The following is a 15267-nucleotide window of genomic DNA, read 5'->3' as shown; positions in this document are numbered from 1 at the left end:
GACTGCGGACTGCGGGGTCGAGGGCTGAAGGCCGCGGGGCGCGGGCCGCTCCCCGCGCTATGCCTGCAGCGACCGCCGGGCCGGGGCCACCCCTCCGGCGACCGCGCGCTGCCGGGGCGCCGCCGTACCCGTCCAGCAGGTACCGCGCCGCGACACGAGGCGGCGCAGCCACAGTTCCGTGGCCGCGAGGTCGGCCAGGCCGTCCAGGGGCAGGGGTTCCCCCTCGGAGGCGGCGCGCAGGGCCTTGCGTACGACGCGGGCCTCGACCAGACCCGCGTCGGCGAGCAGCGGGGCGTCGAAGAGGGCGATCAGTTCGGGGAGCGAGGCGCGCAGGCCGGTCCGGGTGACGGCGGTCGAGGTGGCCTGGGACGGGGTGCCCCAGCCCGGTGGCAGCTCATGGATGCCCGCACCCGCAAGAACCCTGCGCAGGATCGCCGCGCGGGCGCCCGGCTGGACGCGGAGCGATTCAGGGAGCGCACGGGCGGCGCGTACGACCTGGTTGTCCAGGAAGGGAGCGTGCAGCCGCTGGCTGCGGACCTCGGCGGCCTGTTCCAGGACGCGGTGGCCGGCGGCGTGCCGGGCGAGGGCGGCGCGGGCCCGCGCCTCGCCGGGGCGCTGGACGGCGGTGGGCCGGATCGCCGCCTCCTGAAGACGGACCGATACTTCAGCCAGTGCCTCTCCGGTGAGCCACCGGGCCGCGGGGCCCGGGCGGGACCAGGCCAGCGCGGCGAGCGAGGCGTCGGCCGGGGTGTCGATGCCGGGGGTGAGGCGGTTGGCGTCGGACAGCCGGTCGGCCGCCGCTTCGAGACCGGTGCGGTAGGACGTACGGGCCAGTCGGCGGGCGGCCCGGTAGACGGTCAGCGGCACGAACAGGGAGTGTGCGGACGGGCCTTCGGCCTTGGCGAGTGCGGCGACCGGGCGCAGCAGATGGCGGCGTCTGCGGTCGATCAGCAGATCGGCGAGGCGGGCCGGATGCGCGTCGAGTACCTGCCGGGCGCCGTCGCCCACGAAATGGTCGGCGCTGCCTGCGGAGAGGCGGCGGCGGTTGCGTTCGACGAGGACGAGGGAGGGAGCCGGTTCGTCGGTCAGCGGGCCGCTCTCCAGGCCCATGCCGGCGTACGGCAGGGCCTCTTCGCCCGCCGCGACGACGACATGATGGAGCCGCGGGTTGGCGGCGATGACGCGGGCGCGTTCGAGCTCGTCCTCATGGGCGCGGGTCGTCAGGTCGTTGAAGGTGACGGCGAGCAGCCGCTCCCCCGCGCCCGTGCCGTGGCCGAGGATCGTGCCGGGAAGGCCGGGAAGCCCGGCAGCGAGCAGGGCGAGGGTCGCCGACGCACTGCCCCCGGAGAGGTCGGAGCCGATTCCGGGGACGGGTGCGCCCCGGGCGGCGCGGCGTTCGGCAGGGCCCATGCCGGGGACGGGGCCGGGATCGGGGGGGAGGGTCTCCGGTGCATGGCGCGGGGCCAGGAGCCGGGCCCGTACCGCATCGACGAGGGCGTCGCGCACCCCTTCGACGGCGCTCACCGGGTCGAGTTCGGGCGCGGCCACGGCGAGGGAGGCCACCGCCTCGTACCCCGTGATCTCCCGTGACCCCTCGCGGAGGATCAGCGCGTGCCCGGGCGGGATGCGCTTCACCCCTTCGTACGGAGTGCCGTCGCGCAGCGCCTCCGGGGTTTCGGGGCAGGCGAGCAGGGCGGCGAGGTGACCGATGTCGAGCTGGGCCTCGATGAGGTCGGCGAGAGGGAGCGCGGCGGTGGCGTAGGCCGTGCCGCCGGCCCAGGGCGTGTAGAAGACCGGGCGGGCTCCGGCGAGGTCTCCGGCGACGGTGATCCGGCGGCCTATCTGGACGACGGCCGTGTAACTGCCGGTCCATGCCGTGAGGTGGCGCAGGGCCCCGCCGCGTGCGGCGAGCAGGCCGACGCGCAGTTGTTCGTCCGTGGCGCCGCAGCAGCCGAGTACGGCGAGCCGTGCGGTGGGGGTGCCCTCGGCGGTGTCCACCCGGACGGTGCGGATCTCGTCGGGCCGCCAGTCGCCCACCGCCCACAGCGGGTCCGGGTCTCCCCACAGGAGTTGGGAACCCACGGGGTGCATGGTGCGCCCCTCGTCACTGCCGCCGACCGCTCCGGCCGTGCCGAAGCTCGCGGCGATGCTGCTCCAGCCCACCAACCAACGCATCGCCGCCTCCACAGGCTGTGGACAAAATGGCGCAGCAGGGCAGTAACGGGAGAACTCCGGTAACGCACGGCGCCGTTGCGGACATGCTGCCACGACAACGGCGCACAGGAGGGGCTACGGACGGCGCACGTCGTGAGCGCATGCGCCCCTGGCAAAGGCCGGAGAACGGCCGTCGGCCGCGGCGTTCGGCGAACGGCCCGCGCGCGTCGGCCCCGGCCGCAACGGAGTTACGGATTCCGCATGTTGCGTTCCCCGTACGCCTCGCGGCGTAACGGCCGGGATCCGGCCACGGCCGATGCCTCGGTCAGGCGGTGGTCGAGATGTCCGCGAACCCGTCGGCTCAACCTCGACCGACCGGCGACATCAGGCCAATCTCGGGAAACAGGGGAACCACTCAACCGGCGCGCGGCGGAAACATACGCCATCGTTCGTACCCTTTTGCTCCCGGCCGCGCGTGGGACGCGGTGCGACTCGCCCGGGTTCGCTGCCCGCCCCGGCGAAATCCCGGAAGGAATCCCGTCGCACCCTCCACCCCACACCGGCGGAACTCACCGGTGATCCGCACCGCACCGGCTCGACACACGGTCCGGGAGGTGTGGTCACCCCCCGGACCGGTCCGCCGCCTGCGGGGAATGAGGCGACGGTGCTCCCCCAGCCCGCCGATTCCAGTGCGGCGGGCCGACCCACGCAGCAACCATGCAAGCGCTCTCACCGAGGCCGGGCCAGAGCGCACGGGCGGGCGCACGGCCACACACGAGGAGCACGCGCGGACACCCCGAGCAGAGGCTACGGCGAGGGCCGGCGGGGCCGTACGAGCAGGGCACCGGACGCCGCCCCGACGCGCGGGTTCGGCCTGGTGGACGGGGTGGTGGGCGGGGTGGACCGCATCGCCGCCCGCACCCCCGGCACCGCATCCGCCGCCTCCGCCCACCCCTTCCGCACCACGTCGCCGACCACCGCCCGCCGCCCTCCCGGGTGCCGCCTCGGCGGTCTCCGCACGGGGGTACAGCGGCACGGGCAGGCCCCGCAGGGCCTGCCCGGCCCCCCGTCGTTCCGCCACCACTCCCCCGCCGTCCCCACACCCTTCCCCCGCGTTTCCCCCACACTTCTCCGCCCCTCCCTCGCTCTCCCCGCGCTCCCTCCGCGTCCTTCCCCGCCACCCGTCCGCGGTTTCTCCGTCTTTCCTTCGCTCTTCCTCCGCCTTTCCTGCGCGGGACGCCCCCCTCCCGTTCGTCCGTCCCGCCCCTTCCGCCCCTCGGACCGTCCGGCTCCCCGTTGTTCGCCATGAGCAGGCCGGGACGGACAACAATCCCGCCATACGGACGTCCGGCCCTTAACGGTAGGGATGCGGCGAACTACGCTGGGTTTACTGATGTTCTCAGCAGGGCGGCATATTCCTCGGGGCTCGGCCAAATGCGTGTGCGGCCGGAGTGCCAGGTTTCGTCCCTGGGGAGAACCCGGTACGAATGCCGCGCACCACATCGGTGACGCGGCTGCCGTCTGTGTGTCGAGGGGTGGCGCATGTCCAGAGAGCAACGCGGACCGAACGAGAAGCTCGGAACCGTTCTCGCCCTCGCGGGAATCAGCAACGCCGGGCTCGCCCGGCGGGTCAACGACCTCGGGGCGCAGCGCGGACTGACACTTCGGTATGACAAGACCTCGGTGGCCAGGTGGGTCTCCAAGGGCATGGTGCCCCAGGGGGCCGCACCCCATCTCATCGCCGCGGCGATCGGCGCCAAACTCGGCCGGCCGGTCCCGTTGCACGAGATCGGGCTGGCCGACGCCGACCCGGCGCCGGAGGTCGGGCTGGCGTTCCCGCGCGATGTGGGTGAAGCGGTCCGTTCGGCGACGGAGCTGTACCGGCTGGATCTGGCCGGGCGCCGGGCGGGCAGCGGGGGGATCTGGCAGTCGCTGGCGGGTTCGTTCTCTGTGAGTGCGTACGCCACCCCGGCGTCCCGCTGGCTGATATCCCCCGCCGACCCGTCAGTGGCACGCCCCTCGGCGGCGGCGGTGGCGGCCATCCTGGGTACACCCGGCGCACAGGGCGCACGAGGTGCATCAGGGGCGCAGAGGGCGTTGAACCCGCCAGGAGCCTCGCTGACGTCCGGCACCCATGGGCAGCCCGGCGGGTCCGGCTCCGCACCGGCGTCGGGCGGATCCGGCTCCGTACCTGCGCGGGACGCGTCGGGGCAGCCGACGGCAACGGCCCACGGACGCCACACGTCCACCACGCCCGTCCCCTCCGCGCTGACCGGCCACGGAACACAGCTGTCTCCCGGACACAGCGTGTCGATCCCCGTCCAGCCCGGCCCGGATTCCGCGCACGACGTCTCGTCGCTGCGGGTCGGCCACAGCGACGTGTCCAAACTGCGTGAGGCCGCCCAGGACGCCCGCCGCTGGGACTCCAAGTACGGCGGCGGGGACTGGCGTTCGTCCATGGTCCCGGAGTGTTTACGGGTCGACGCGGCACCGCTGCTGCTGGGTTCCTACAGTGACGAGGTCGGCCGGGCGCTCTTCGGCGCGGCGGCCGAACTGACCAGGCTCGCCGGGTGGATGGCGTTCGACACGGGGCAGCAGGAGGCCGCCCAGCGCTACTACATCCAGGCGCTGCGCCTGGCGCGGGCCGCGGCCGATGTTCCGCTCGGCGGCTATGTCCTCGCGTCCATGTCGCTCCAGGCGACCTATCGCGGCTTCGCCGACGAGGGTGTCGACCTCGCGCAGGCGGCGGTCGAGCGCAACCGCGGCCTCGCGACGGCGCGCACCATGAGCTTCTTCCGCCTGGTGGAAGCGCGGGCCCACGCGAAGGCGAACGACGCGCCGGCCGCCGGTGCCGCGCTGAAGGCCGCCGAGAGCTGGCTGGAGCGCTCCAGGGACGGCGACTCGGACCCTTCGTGGCTGGGCTTCTACTCGTACGACCGGTTCGCGGCCGACGCCGCGGAGTGCCACCTCGACCTGAAGGCGCCGCGGCAGGTGCGGCGCTTCACCGAACAGGCGCTGTCCAGACCCACCGAGGAGTTCGTCCGCTCGCACGGTCTGCGGCTCGTCGTCTCGGCCGTCGCCGAGCTGGAGTCGGGCAACCTGGACGCGGCCTGCGCGGCGGGCACCCGGGCCGTGGAGGTGGCGGGCCGCATCTCGTCGGCCCGGACAACCGAGTACGTGCGCGACCTGCTGCACAGGCTGGAGCCCTACGGCGACGAGCCGCGCGTCGTCGAGCTGCGGGAGCGCGCCCGCCCGCTGCTGGTCGCGCCCGCGTAACCGCGTCCGCGCCCGGCCCGGCATCCGGCCCCGTCCGGGGCGGTTCCCCGGGCCGGATGGGCGGGGCGGTTCCCCGGGCCGGTTCCGGGGCCGGATGGGTGGGCCGCCTTCCCAGGCCGGCTTTCGGGGGCGGTTTCCGGGGGCGGTTTCCGGGGCCCGGCAGGCACGAGATGCGCCACGCTGTGCCCGTACGGGTTTGAGTGCGTTGTCAGTGGGTCAGTGCACTATCGGGGTGGGAGGTGGCGTGATGATGACGCACGCGGCGTACGACTGCGATGTGCTGGTGATCGGCGGCGGGATCGTCGGCCTGTCGGCCGCGTATGCGATCACGCGGACCGCACCGGGCACACGGGTGACGGTGCTGGAGAAGGAGTGGGGCCCCGCGCGCCACCAGACCGGGCGCAACAGCGGGGTGATCCACAGCGGGATCTACTACCCCCCTGGCTCCCTGAAGGCGCGGTACGCGGTGCGCGGCAGCGCGGAGATGACCGACTTCTGCCGCGAGCACGGCATCGCGCACGCGGTGACCGGCAAGCTGATCGTCGCCACGGGCCGTTCCGAGCTGCCCCGGCTGCACGCCCTGGTACAGCGCGGCCGGAAGCACGGACTGCCGGTGCGCGAGCTGGGACCCGCGCAGATCGCCGAGTACGAGCCACGGGTGCGGGGCCTCGCCGCGATCCGGGTGGGCACGACGGGCGTGTGCGACTTCGGCGCGGTGGCGGACCGGTTCGCCGCCGAGGTACGGGACGGCGGCGGCCTGATCCGGTTCGGCGCGGAGGTCACCGCGATCGACCGGCGGCCGTGGGGCGTCGCGGTGCGGACGGCGGACGGCCTGGTGGTGCGGGCACGGGTGCTGGTCAACTGCGCGGGACTGTACTGCGACCGGGTGGCCCGGCTGGCGGGCGACGATCCGGGGATGCGCATCGTGCCCTTCCGCGGTGAGTACTACGAGCTGGCCCGGCCCGAGCTGGTGCGCGGCCTGGTCTACCCGGTGCCCGATCCGGCGTTCCCCTTCCTCGGCGTCCATCTGACCCGCGGCCACGACGGCACCGTCCACGTCGGGCCGAACGCGGTGCCGGCGCTGGCCCGCGAGGGATACGGCTGGCCGGTGGTGCGTCCCCGCGAACTGCTCTCCACGCTGAGCTGGCCGGGCTCCTGGCGGATCGCCCGCAGACACTGGCGTTACGGGGCGGGCGAGGTCCACCGTTCGCTCTCGAAACACGCGTTCACGGCCGCCGTGCGACGGCTCCTGCCCGAGGTGACGGAGGACGATCTCCGCCCCGCGCCTGCCGGGGTCCGGGCCCAGGCGGTGCTTCGGGACGGCACGCTGGTGGACGACTTCCTGATCCGCGAGGCCCCGCACACCGTGCACGTGCTGAACGCCCCGTCACCCGCCGCCACGGCCGCGCTGCCCATCGGGCGGGAGGTGGCACGCAGGGCGCTGCTCCGGGCACAGGGGACGGGGTGGAAGCCGCCCGCCGTAGAATCAGGGCATTGTGTCTGAGCCCTTGAACCCCTCCCCCGCGACGCCCGGCGACGCCGCTGCCGAGACGGACAGCGCGTTCCCCTCCGGTGCGCTGCCCACCGATCCGCCCGCCGACGGGCCGGACGGCGCGCCCGCCACCGGGTCAGACGGCACGGTGCCCGTCGGCACGGACGGCGCGACGTCGGCGACGGCCGGAATCCCGGACGATCTGCGCGCCGCCGCCCTGGATCGCGCGCGCAGGCTCCGCCAGGAGCCCCGCTTCCCCGGCGGCCCCGCGGCCGATCCGGCCGGTTCGCACCACGAGCGCCGGATCCGCAGTTTCCAGCCACGCCGCAGCCGGGTCACGCCCGGCCAGCAGGACGCCCTGGAGCGGCTGTGGCCGAAGTGGGGGCTGGACATCGACGGGCTGCGCGTCCTGGATCTGCGCGAGCTCTTCGACGGACTCCCGGTGGTCCTGGAGATCGGCTTCGGCATGGGCGAGGCCACCGCGCAGATGGCCGCCGACGACCCGGGCACCGGCATTCTCGCGGTCGACGTGCACACTCCGGGCCAGGGCAACCTGCTCGGTCTCGCGGACCGGAACGGCGTCTCCAACATCCGGGTCGCCAACGGTGACGCGATCATCCTGCTGCGCGAGATGCTGGAGCCCGACGCCCTGGACGGACTGCGGGTGTATTTCCCCGACCCGTGGCCCAAGTCGCGCCATCACAAGCGGCGGCTGATCCAGCCGGAGTTCCTCGACCTGGCGGCGCAGCGGCTGAAGCCCGGAGCGGTCCTGCACTGCGCGACCGACTGGGAGCCGTACGCGGAGCAGATGCTGGAGGTGCTGACCGCGCACCCCCGCTTCGAGAACACGGCGGCGGACGGCGGCTACGCGCCGCGGCCCGCGTTCCGGCCGCTGACCCGGTTCGAGGGCCAGGGCCTGGACAAGGGCCACGTGGTGCACGACCTGATGTTCGCCCGCCGCTGAGCGGCGGCGGGACGGCCACCGGACGACGCCGGGCCGTCGGCGAGCGGCCACCGGACTCTGACACCGGACCGCCCGGCCACCGCCCGGCCACCGGACTCACGCCGGACGGCCAACGGACGGCCTGAACGGCTGAACGGGGTGCACGGGCCGACCGGAGCGCACCCGGTGAGCCGGGGAACCGGGCCGGGTGAGCCGGACCGGGGAACCGGGCCGGGTGAGCCGGACCGGGGAACCGGGCCGGGTGAGGCGGACCGGGGAACCGGGCCGGGTGAGCCGGGGCGTACGGTCTGCGGCCGACCTGCCCTCGGTCCGGGAGCCGTTCACGCACCGTGGCCGTTGTCAGTCCGGCTCGTTAGGGTCGTGGGGTGTCCGACGGGTCTGTTCAGCGACAGTCACAGCCGGCCGTTCCAGTGCTTGAGGAGCACCTGGTCGGCGAGATCCTGGGTGCCGCGCCGGACCGGGGCCAGTGGCGCTACCGCCCGCGTCGCGTCGGCATGCTGTGGCGGAGCAGGACGCTCCGCGTCGTCGCCGTCTTCACCGTGCTGGCGCTCTGCGGCCTGGTGATCCTCGCCCTGGTCCGTGATCAGACGGGGACTCAGGGGTTCCTCGTCGGTCTGGGCCTGGCCGTGTTGCCCGTCCCGGTGCTGATGACGGCGTTCCGCTGGCTGGACCGGGTCGAACCGGGGCCGTGGCGCAACATGGTGTTCGCCTTCGCCTGGGGTGCCTGCGCGGCAGCCCTGGTCGCGATCATCGCGAACTCCTTCGCTACGCAGTGGATCGCCACCGCCACGGCCGACCCGGGCAGCGCGGACACACTGGGCGCCACGGTCATAGCGCCCGTCGTGGAGGAGAGCGCCAAGGCGGCGGCCGTCCTGCTGCTCTATCTCTTCCGGCGACGGGACTTCGGCGGGATCGTAGACGGGGTGGTCGTCGCGGGCTTCACCGCGACGGGTTTCGCCTTCACCGAGAACATCCTCTACCTGGGCAATGCCTTCGGTGAGGACCAGATGACGGGCTCGGGCTTCGCCTCGGTGACCGCGGCCACCTTCTTCGTCCGGGTGGTGATGACGCCGTTCGCCCACCCGCTCTTCACCGTGCTGACCGGCGTCGGTTTCGGGATCGCCGCGAGCAGCGCGCGCCATCAGCGAGTCCGGCGCTTCGCTCTCCCGCTGCTGGGCCTGCTCCTCGCGATGGGCATGCACGCCCTGTGGAACGGGTCGTCCACGTTCGGCCCGTACGGCTTCTACGCCGTGTACGGGGTCTTCATGGTCCCGGTCTTCGGGCTGGTGACCTGGCTGGCGATCTGGGCCCGCCTGCGCGAGCTCCGTACCCTCGGCACCGAGCTTGCGGCGTACGCCTCGACCGGCTGGCTGTCCCCCGCCGAACCTCTCGCCCTCTCCTCGATGCGGGCCCGCGGCATGGCCAGGGACATCGCTCGCAGGCGCGCGGCGGCGGCAGCGGCAGCGGCCGGTGTTCCTTCCGGCAGACCTCACGGCCACACCCATCACCCGGCACACGTTCCCGCGCACGCCGCCCACCACCCCGCGCACGCCCCTCACCCCGCGCACGCCCACATACCGACTGCCGGAGAGCGGAAAGAGGTCAAGGCCCGGGGCAGGGCGGCTGCCCGCACGGTGGCCGAGTACGAGTCGTTCGCGACCTCGCTCGCCTTTCTGCGCCGACAGGCCCGCCGGGGCGCGGTGGGCCCGGACTTCGCCGAACGCGAGCGGGAGTTGCTGCACCACCTGTGGCAGCGCAGAGAGACCGCGGGCCCCGCGCTCGTGCACGCGGCGCAGGCGACGGGCCGTCTGCGCCCCCGGTTCGTGCCCGCAGCGCACCAGCCGTACCCAGGGCCGGTCCAGGGTCCGGGATACGGGCCGTACCCACCCCACGGCGGCCACACCCCGCACCCGTACGCCGGGCAGCCGTACTCCACACCCCCGTACGCCGGGCAGCCGTACAGCTCGCCTGCGTACACGAACCCGCCGCACACCAACCCTGGGTACGACCGGCCGTGGCACGGACCACAGGGTTGAGACCGGCCGGCCCCGCCACAGGTTGAGGGCAGACCGCCCGGCCGGTCTCAGGCAGAGGCTTCGGTGAGGCCTGCCAGCTCCTGGTCCGTCAGCCGCAGTCCGGCGACGGCCACCAGCGCGGGAAGCTGCTCGACCGTACGGGCCGAGGCGATCGGCGCGGCGACGGTCGGCCGGGCGGCCAGCCACGCCAGCGCCACGGTCGCGATCTCCGCGTCCCGCTCCTGCGCCACCTTGTCGAGCGCGGCAAGCACCTTCTGTCCGCGCTCCGACTCCAGGTGCGTGCCGGCGCTCCCGGCGCGGGCGCTCTCCACGGCCGTCCCCGTGCGGTACTTGCCGGTGAGGAACCCGGAGGCGAGGGCGAAGTACGGGACGGCGGCGAGCCCGGCGTCGGCGGCGGTGTCCTGGAGCTCGCCCTCGTACGTGTCCCGGGAGACCAGGTTGTAGTGGGGCTGGAGAGCCACGTAACGGGCGAGTCCCTCGCGCTCGGAGAAGTCCAGCGAGGCGCGGAGCCGCTGGGGACTGATGTTGGAAGCGGCGATCTCGCGGACCTTGCCCTCCTTCACCAGCTGGTCGAGGGCGGTGATGATCTCCTCGACGGGGACCGTCTCGTCGTCGAAGTGCGTGTAGTAGAGGTCGATGTGGTCGGTGCCGAGCCGACGCAGCGACTCCTCGGCGGCGGCCTTGATGGTGGTGGCGGAGAGCCCCTTGTACGCGGGGTGGGCGCCGACCTTGGTGGCCACGACGATGTCGGAGCGATTGCCGCGCGCGGCGAGCCACTTGCCGATGAGGGCCTCCGACTCACCGCCCTCGTTGCCGGGGACCCAGGCCGAGTAGGAGTCGGCCGTGTCGACGAAGTTGCCGCCGGCCGCCGCGTACGCGTCGAGAACAGCGAAGGACTGAGCCTCGTCGGCGGTCCAGCCGAAGACGTTGCCCCCGAGTGCGAGCGGGAAGACCTGAAGGCCGGAGGAGCCGAGCTTGCGGAGAGAAGTCATGGGGGGAACAACCGCATCCACGGGCTTCACTATTCCGTGGCCTGTACATCTGGCCACGGCCCGCACATCAGACCGTGGCTCCTGCGTCTGCCCCCTCGCCCCTGTGTCGGCCCCCTCGCCCGTGTGTCGGCCCCCGGCCCCTGGCCCGTGCGCCCGAACGGACCCGGCGGGCGGGTGCGGACAGACCGGCAGCCCTGACGTCGGGGGGTGAGCGTCAGGGCTGCCGGGGTTTCGATGGGCCGGACGACCGGCGTGGGCAAACGGTGTCAGATCGTCAGACCCCGGGCCCGCAGCCAGGGAGCCGGGTCGATGCCGGTGCCGTCCGGGGTGTGGACCTCCAGGTGGAGGTGGGGGCCGGTCACGTTGCCGGTCGCGCCGACGCGCCCGATGGTGTCGCCGGTCGTGACCTTCTGACCGATGCTGACATCGATCGAGGACTGGTGGCAGAACCACAGCTCCGTGCCGTCCTCCAGCTCCAGGACCGTGCGGTAGCCGTAGGAACCGGAGTAGCCGGCCGACTTGACGGTGCCGGTGTGGATGGCCTTGATCGGCGTACCGGTCGGCGCCGCGAAGTCGAGACCCGTGTGGTAGCCGGAGGACCACATCGAACCGGCCTCGCCGAAGGTCGAGGTGATCGTGTACGAGGAGGTGGGGATGGCGTAACTGGCGGCGAGCTTGGCAAGCCGCAGCGCCTCCGCCTTCTTCGCCGCCTCCTCCGCCGCCTTCTTCTTCTCGGCGGCGACCTTGGCCTCGGCAGCGTCCTGCTGCTTCTTCGCCTCCGCGGCGGCCTTCTCTGCCGCGGCCTTCTCGGCGGCGGCCTTGACCTCGGCGTCGGCGGCGTCCTGCTGCTGCTCGGCCTGCTGGAGGATGCGCGCGCGGAGGGCTTCGCCCGCGTCGGTGGTGCCCTGCTCCGCCTCGGCGGTGGTGATGCCCGCGGTGCTCAGCGGAGCAGCGGCGACCGCGGCCTCGGCCTTCTCCTCGGGAGTCTCGGACTTGCTCGAGAACAGTGCGCCGACGCCCGGAAGGGACTTGGCGTCGGGGAGATTGTCCGAGATGGAATCGGGCAGAGAGATGGAGACCGGCGGCTTGCTCTGAGCGGTGGCCATGCCACCCGCACCGACGGCCGCGATGACGCCGACACCGAGGACGGTGGAGCTACGGGCCAGACCATTGCGCTGCTTGGCGACGCGGTGCTTGCCGCGCACGGGACGGACGGAGTCCTCGGTGGGATTCCATTCCTCCCAGCTCCTGTCGGGCCCGGAGTCGTCGGCGCGGAAGTCGTTTCCGAAGCCGCTGCCCCGATCGGTCCCGTAATCGGCGGCGTAGGCGGCCCCGTACTCCGTACCGGCAACCGTGCCGGGCCGGGCCGCGAAGTCATCGCCGTACTCGGACACGAACCGGGAGGGAGCTTCGGGGGCAGGCTTGTTGGACGCCACGGGGGCGCACTCCTTTCCTTCCTTCTCGCCTACCGGGTTAGCTGACGGGTTCGGAGCAGGAAGGTCTCCTACGGGTTCCTCCGTCTCATCACAAGACAGAGATGCCCGATTCACCCCATGTAGGTGGTTCCCCGGTTCCCTTGCGGAATTCGGCGCTCGCACACGGTGCCGCCACTGACGGCGGCTGGGACAACCGCGCTGCGTTATCGAACGTTAATAGACACCGGGCTCCGATTCCAAGCTGTTCCCGCTGATCGTTCAGGTCTTTGGCCTGGACTTTACGGGACACAACCGGGTGGAAACGGACGAGTTGATCAGCCTCCGGTAACCATCCGCTTTCTGACGTTGCGTCAAATGTTATGCGGAGGGGTGTCTTTCGACTACGGACGGTGGTATCGCTCCCGACTGCCTTCACCGCGCCCGGCCCGGGGCTCCGCGCCCGGCTTCCCGCCACCTCTCAGACCGACGATCTTCACAGTCGTGCGCCGGCCGGGCTGCCCCTCGACCGGCCGGCCGACGGCGAGCAGCGCCATGTCGTCCGTCGACTCACCGCCCGTATGCAGCCGCACGTCATCGGTCAGCGCGGAAAGCAGCTCCTCGGGCCCGGGGAAGATCCGTCCCCGCAGCCGCTCGGCGGGGTCGTAGAAGACACCTTCGGCGTTACGGGCCTCGGAGAGGCCGTCCGTATAGAGGAGGAGCGTCGCCCCCGCGGGCAGGTCCCACACGTCGACCCGGTCCGGCCACACCCCCAGATCCATCCCCAGCGGCAGCGCGGGCACCGAGGGGCCGAGCACCTCCAGCACCCCGTCCATGTGCAGCAGCAGCGGCTCGGGGTGCCCGCGGTTGACGATCCGCACCCGGCCCGCCCCCGGCAGGACCTCGGCGAGCACGGCGGTGATGAACCCCTCGAACGCGTCCAGGCCGCCACGCCGGTCCGACTCGCGCGCCAGCGCGCGCTCCAGCCGCAGCGCCACACCCTCCAGCGTCTCCTCCTGTTCGGCCGCCTCCCGGAAGGCGCCGATGACCAGCGCCACCGCCCCCACGGCATCCAGCCCCTTGCCTCGCACGTCCCCGACCACCAGCCGGACCCCCTGCGGGCTGTCCGTGACCGAGAAGAGATCGCCGCCGACGAACTCGTCCGCCTGCGCCGCCTCGTACCGCGCCGCCACCTGGAGCCCGCCGATCCGCTCGGGGGGCTTCGGCAGCACAGCTCGCATGGCGGTCTCCGCGATGACGCGGGCCGAGGCCAGCTGCTCGTTGCCGCGCCGCACGACACCGTTGATCACGACTGCGAGCACAGAGACGGTGAGGACAGTGAGCAGTTCGATGACGGGGACGACGTGGATCAGGGTGCCGTGGTAGATCCGCAGCGAGGCGATGGCCAGCAACGCGGCGATCCCGACCCGGACGGTACCGGCGCGCGAGAAGGTGGGAGCGGCGATCAGAGGGGCCGCCGCGAACAGGGGGATGGCGGTGAATTCGGGCGGGCTCAGGGCGTCGATGAGGACACCCCCGACAATCATCAGCGCGGGCAGTGCCCTGACGAACCGGCGGGCCCGCACATCCCCGGCATGCCTCCCCCGCCGCCCCACCCGCTTCCCCACCCGCTTCCCCACCTGCTGCTCTCCTGCCCGGTGCGCCCACGGCCGCGGCAGGTACCGCGCACCACCCCCAGGCTTCCCGGAGCAGGGGCCCGGGGCGACTCCTCGTCGGCCAATGGGGGTACGTGGGCGGACGTACGGCCCGCAGTGAGCGGGCCCGGCGGTCCGGCGTCCGGGGGTTCGGCGTCCGGCGTCCGGCGTCCGGCGTCCGGCGTCCGGGGGCAACGGCAGCGGCAACGGCGCCGGGGAGGCGTTGAAACGCATCAGGCCCGGCACGCTGTATGCGTGCCGGGCCTGATCCTTCAGTAGCGGGGACAGGATTTGAACCTGCGACCTCTGGGTTATGAGCCCAGCGAGCTACCGAGCTGCTCCACCCCGCGTCGGTGAACACAACTCTACGGCATGTTCGAGGAACTCATGACCACCCGACGCCCGCACCCCCCGCGGGCGCCGCCCGGGCCGGCCTGCCGCAGACGCGGTGACCGGCCGGTTTCCGCACGGCACCCCGGGAAGCCCTCTGCCTCAAGTGGAGCTCCCGAGCTCCCAACCCCGGTGCACGAACGGCAGATCGACGTCGCCGGACCAGAACGGACCACCCCGGCAGCTTCTCTGACAACCCGGCATATCACCATCCTCGCCGACGATCTTCACGTCGATGTCCGCTGTGCCGTCAAAGTGTCGAAAACGAGAAGGTGTTGCAAGGAACACGTGTTCTGCCGCAAGGTAACTGCTGCACCCCCCGGACCGGTGGGCTGCCCGTGCGAGCAGGCCCGGAACGCGCATGTCACCGCGCCCGTCAAGCCGCTCCCGGTCTCTCATCGCAGCCTGTCTGGAGGGCCCTCGACGATGACCGCACCGCTCACCCCCGCTCCCGCCCCAGCCCCGGCCGTCACAGCCGCCCCGCCCTCGCCCGTGCGTGGTGCCGTCATCAGCGGTGTCATCGGGGGCCTGATGGGTGCGGTGATGAGCGCGGTGGTGAACTACGCCGCCGTCGGCCTGCCGGACAGCGAATCGGCCAACGCGACGAACCACGCGATATCGGGTCTGATCAGCGGGTTCATCGCCGGTTTCATAGGGATCCTGGCGCACAGCCGCAAGACCTCCGCGGCCGCCCGTGCGGCGGAGACCCAGTCCGCGCCCCCGCTGCCGCAGCAGGCCGGCCCCGTAGAGCAGTCCAGCGACCCGGCAGCGACCGAACCCGCGGAGGACTCCACCGCCCCGGCGGCCACGGCCGGAACCCCCGCTCCCGCCGTATCGGAGAAGTAGTCACCGCACATATCGCAGCGCGTCACACAGCGCCCCGCAGCACTCCACAC

The 15267-nt window shown here is 72.8% G+C and carries 9 protein-coding genes, 1 tRNA gene and 1 riboswitch; of the genes, 5 read left to right on the top strand and 5 right to left on the bottom strand.

The genetic code is table 11. From position 1 onward, the window contains the following. Nucleotides 1–57: 57 nt before the first annotated feature. A complete protein-coding gene (locus ACZ4LX_RS28040; RefSeq protein ID WP_467649598.1) occupies nucleotides 58–2175 on the bottom strand; it encodes an asparagine synthase-related protein in 2118 nt (705 codons plus the stop codon). A 1521-nt stretch (nucleotides 2176–3696) separates the two neighbouring features. On the opposite strand from ACZ4LX_RS28040, the gene ACZ4LX_RS28035 reads away from it, so the two are divergent. From ACZ4LX_RS28035 to ACZ4LX_RS28020, 4 genes are all read left to right on the top strand, one after another. After that, complete coding sequence (locus ACZ4LX_RS28035; protein ID WP_467649597.1) at nucleotides 3697–5430, top strand: sporulation protein; 1734 nt, start codon at nucleotides 3697–3699, stop codon at nucleotides 5428–5430. Nucleotides 5431–5677: 247 nt separating this feature from the next. After that, a complete protein-coding gene (gene lhgO, locus ACZ4LX_RS28030; RefSeq protein ID WP_467649596.1) occupies nucleotides 5678–6934 on the top strand; it encodes an L-2-hydroxyglutarate oxidase in 1257 nt (418 codons plus the stop codon). Then, nucleotides 6927–7886 carry a tRNA (guanosine(46)-N7)-methyltransferase TrmB gene (gene trmB, locus ACZ4LX_RS28025; protein WP_467649595.1) on the top strand — a complete coding sequence of 320 codons (960 nt, stop codon included), beginning with the start codon at nucleotides 6927–6929 and terminating at the stop codon, nucleotides 7884–7886. Before lhgO ends, trmB begins: the two co-directional genes overlap by 8 nt. A gap of 365 nt (nucleotides 7887–8251) precedes the next feature. Continuing rightward, nucleotides 8252–9922: a PrsW family intramembrane metalloprotease gene (locus ACZ4LX_RS28020; RefSeq protein ID WP_467649594.1), complete on the top strand. Its 1671-nt coding sequence runs from the start codon at nucleotides 8252–8254 to the stop codon at nucleotides 9920–9922. A gap of 47 nt (nucleotides 9923–9969) precedes the next feature. Here ACZ4LX_RS28020 and ACZ4LX_RS28015 read toward each other — a convergent pair whose 3' ends face one another. The 4 genes from ACZ4LX_RS28015 to ACZ4LX_RS28000 all read right to left on the bottom strand — a co-directional run bounded on the left by ACZ4LX_RS28015 (nucleotide 9970) and on the right by ACZ4LX_RS28000 (nucleotide 14331). Continuing rightward, nucleotides 9970–10914 (bottom strand): aldo/keto reductase, encoded by a 945-nt coding sequence (locus ACZ4LX_RS28015; RefSeq protein ID WP_467649593.1) that lies wholly within the window; start codon nucleotides 10912–10914, stop codon nucleotides 9970–9972. A gap of 266 nt (nucleotides 10915–11180) precedes the next feature. Further along, nucleotides 11181–12350, bottom strand: a complete 1170-nt coding sequence (locus tag ACZ4LX_RS28010; protein WP_467649592.1) for a M23 family metallopeptidase — start codon at nucleotides 12348–12350, stop codon at nucleotides 11181–11183. 11 nt (nucleotides 12351–12361) lie between these two features. After that, a riboswitch (cyclic di-AMP (ydaO/yuaA leader) is annotated at nucleotides 12362–12515 on the bottom strand. Nucleotides 12516–12730: 215 nt separating this feature from the next. Further along, the gene (locus tag ACZ4LX_RS28005; RefSeq protein WP_467649606.1) at nucleotides 12731–13873 is read right to left on the bottom strand and encodes a PP2C family protein-serine/threonine phosphatase; all 1143 of its coding nucleotides are present in this window, start codon (nucleotides 13871–13873) and stop codon (nucleotides 12731–12733) included. Between the two features lie 384 nt (nucleotides 13874–14257). After that, nucleotides 14258–14331, bottom strand: a tRNA-Met gene (locus ACZ4LX_RS28000). A gap of 466 nt (nucleotides 14332–14797) precedes the next feature. Here ACZ4LX_RS28000 and ACZ4LX_RS27995 point away from each other — a divergent pair. Beyond that, the gene (locus ACZ4LX_RS27995) at nucleotides 14798–15217 is read left to right on the top strand and encodes a hypothetical protein (RefSeq protein ID WP_467649591.1); all 420 of its coding nucleotides are present in this window, start codon (nucleotides 14798–14800) and stop codon (nucleotides 15215–15217) included. The last annotated feature ends 50 nt before the right edge of the window (nucleotides 15218–15267 follow it).

This window comes from Streptomyces sp. NPDC026062, assembly GCF_055568375.1.
The sequence above is the reverse complement of the archived record's forward strand: the minus strand, read 5'-3'. Positions and strand labels throughout refer to the sequence as shown.

Coding starts and splice junctions, on each gene's coding strand:
- ACZ4LX_RS28040 (WP_467649598.1), bottom strand. CDS start 2,175: ATGCGTTGGTTGGTGGGCTGGAGCAGCATCGCCGCGAGCTTCGGCACG.
- ACZ4LX_RS28035 (WP_467649597.1), top strand. CDS start 3,697: ATGTCCAGAGAGCAACGCGGACCGAACGAGAAGCTCGGAACCGTTCTC.
- lhgO (WP_467649596.1), top strand. CDS start 5,678: ATGATGACGCACGCGGCGTACGACTGCGATGTGCTGGTGATCGGCGGC.
- ACZ4LX_RS28015 (WP_467649593.1), bottom strand. CDS start 10,914: ATGACTTCTCTCCGCAAGCTCGGCTCCTCCGGCCTTCAGGTCTTCCCG.
- ACZ4LX_RS28005 (WP_467649606.1), bottom strand. CDS start 13,873: ATGATTGTCGGGGGTGTCCTCATCGACGCCCTGAGCCCGCCCGAATTC.
- ACZ4LX_RS27995 (WP_467649591.1), top strand. CDS start 14,798: ATGACCGCACCGCTCACCCCCGCTCCCGCCCCAGCCCCGGCCGTCACA.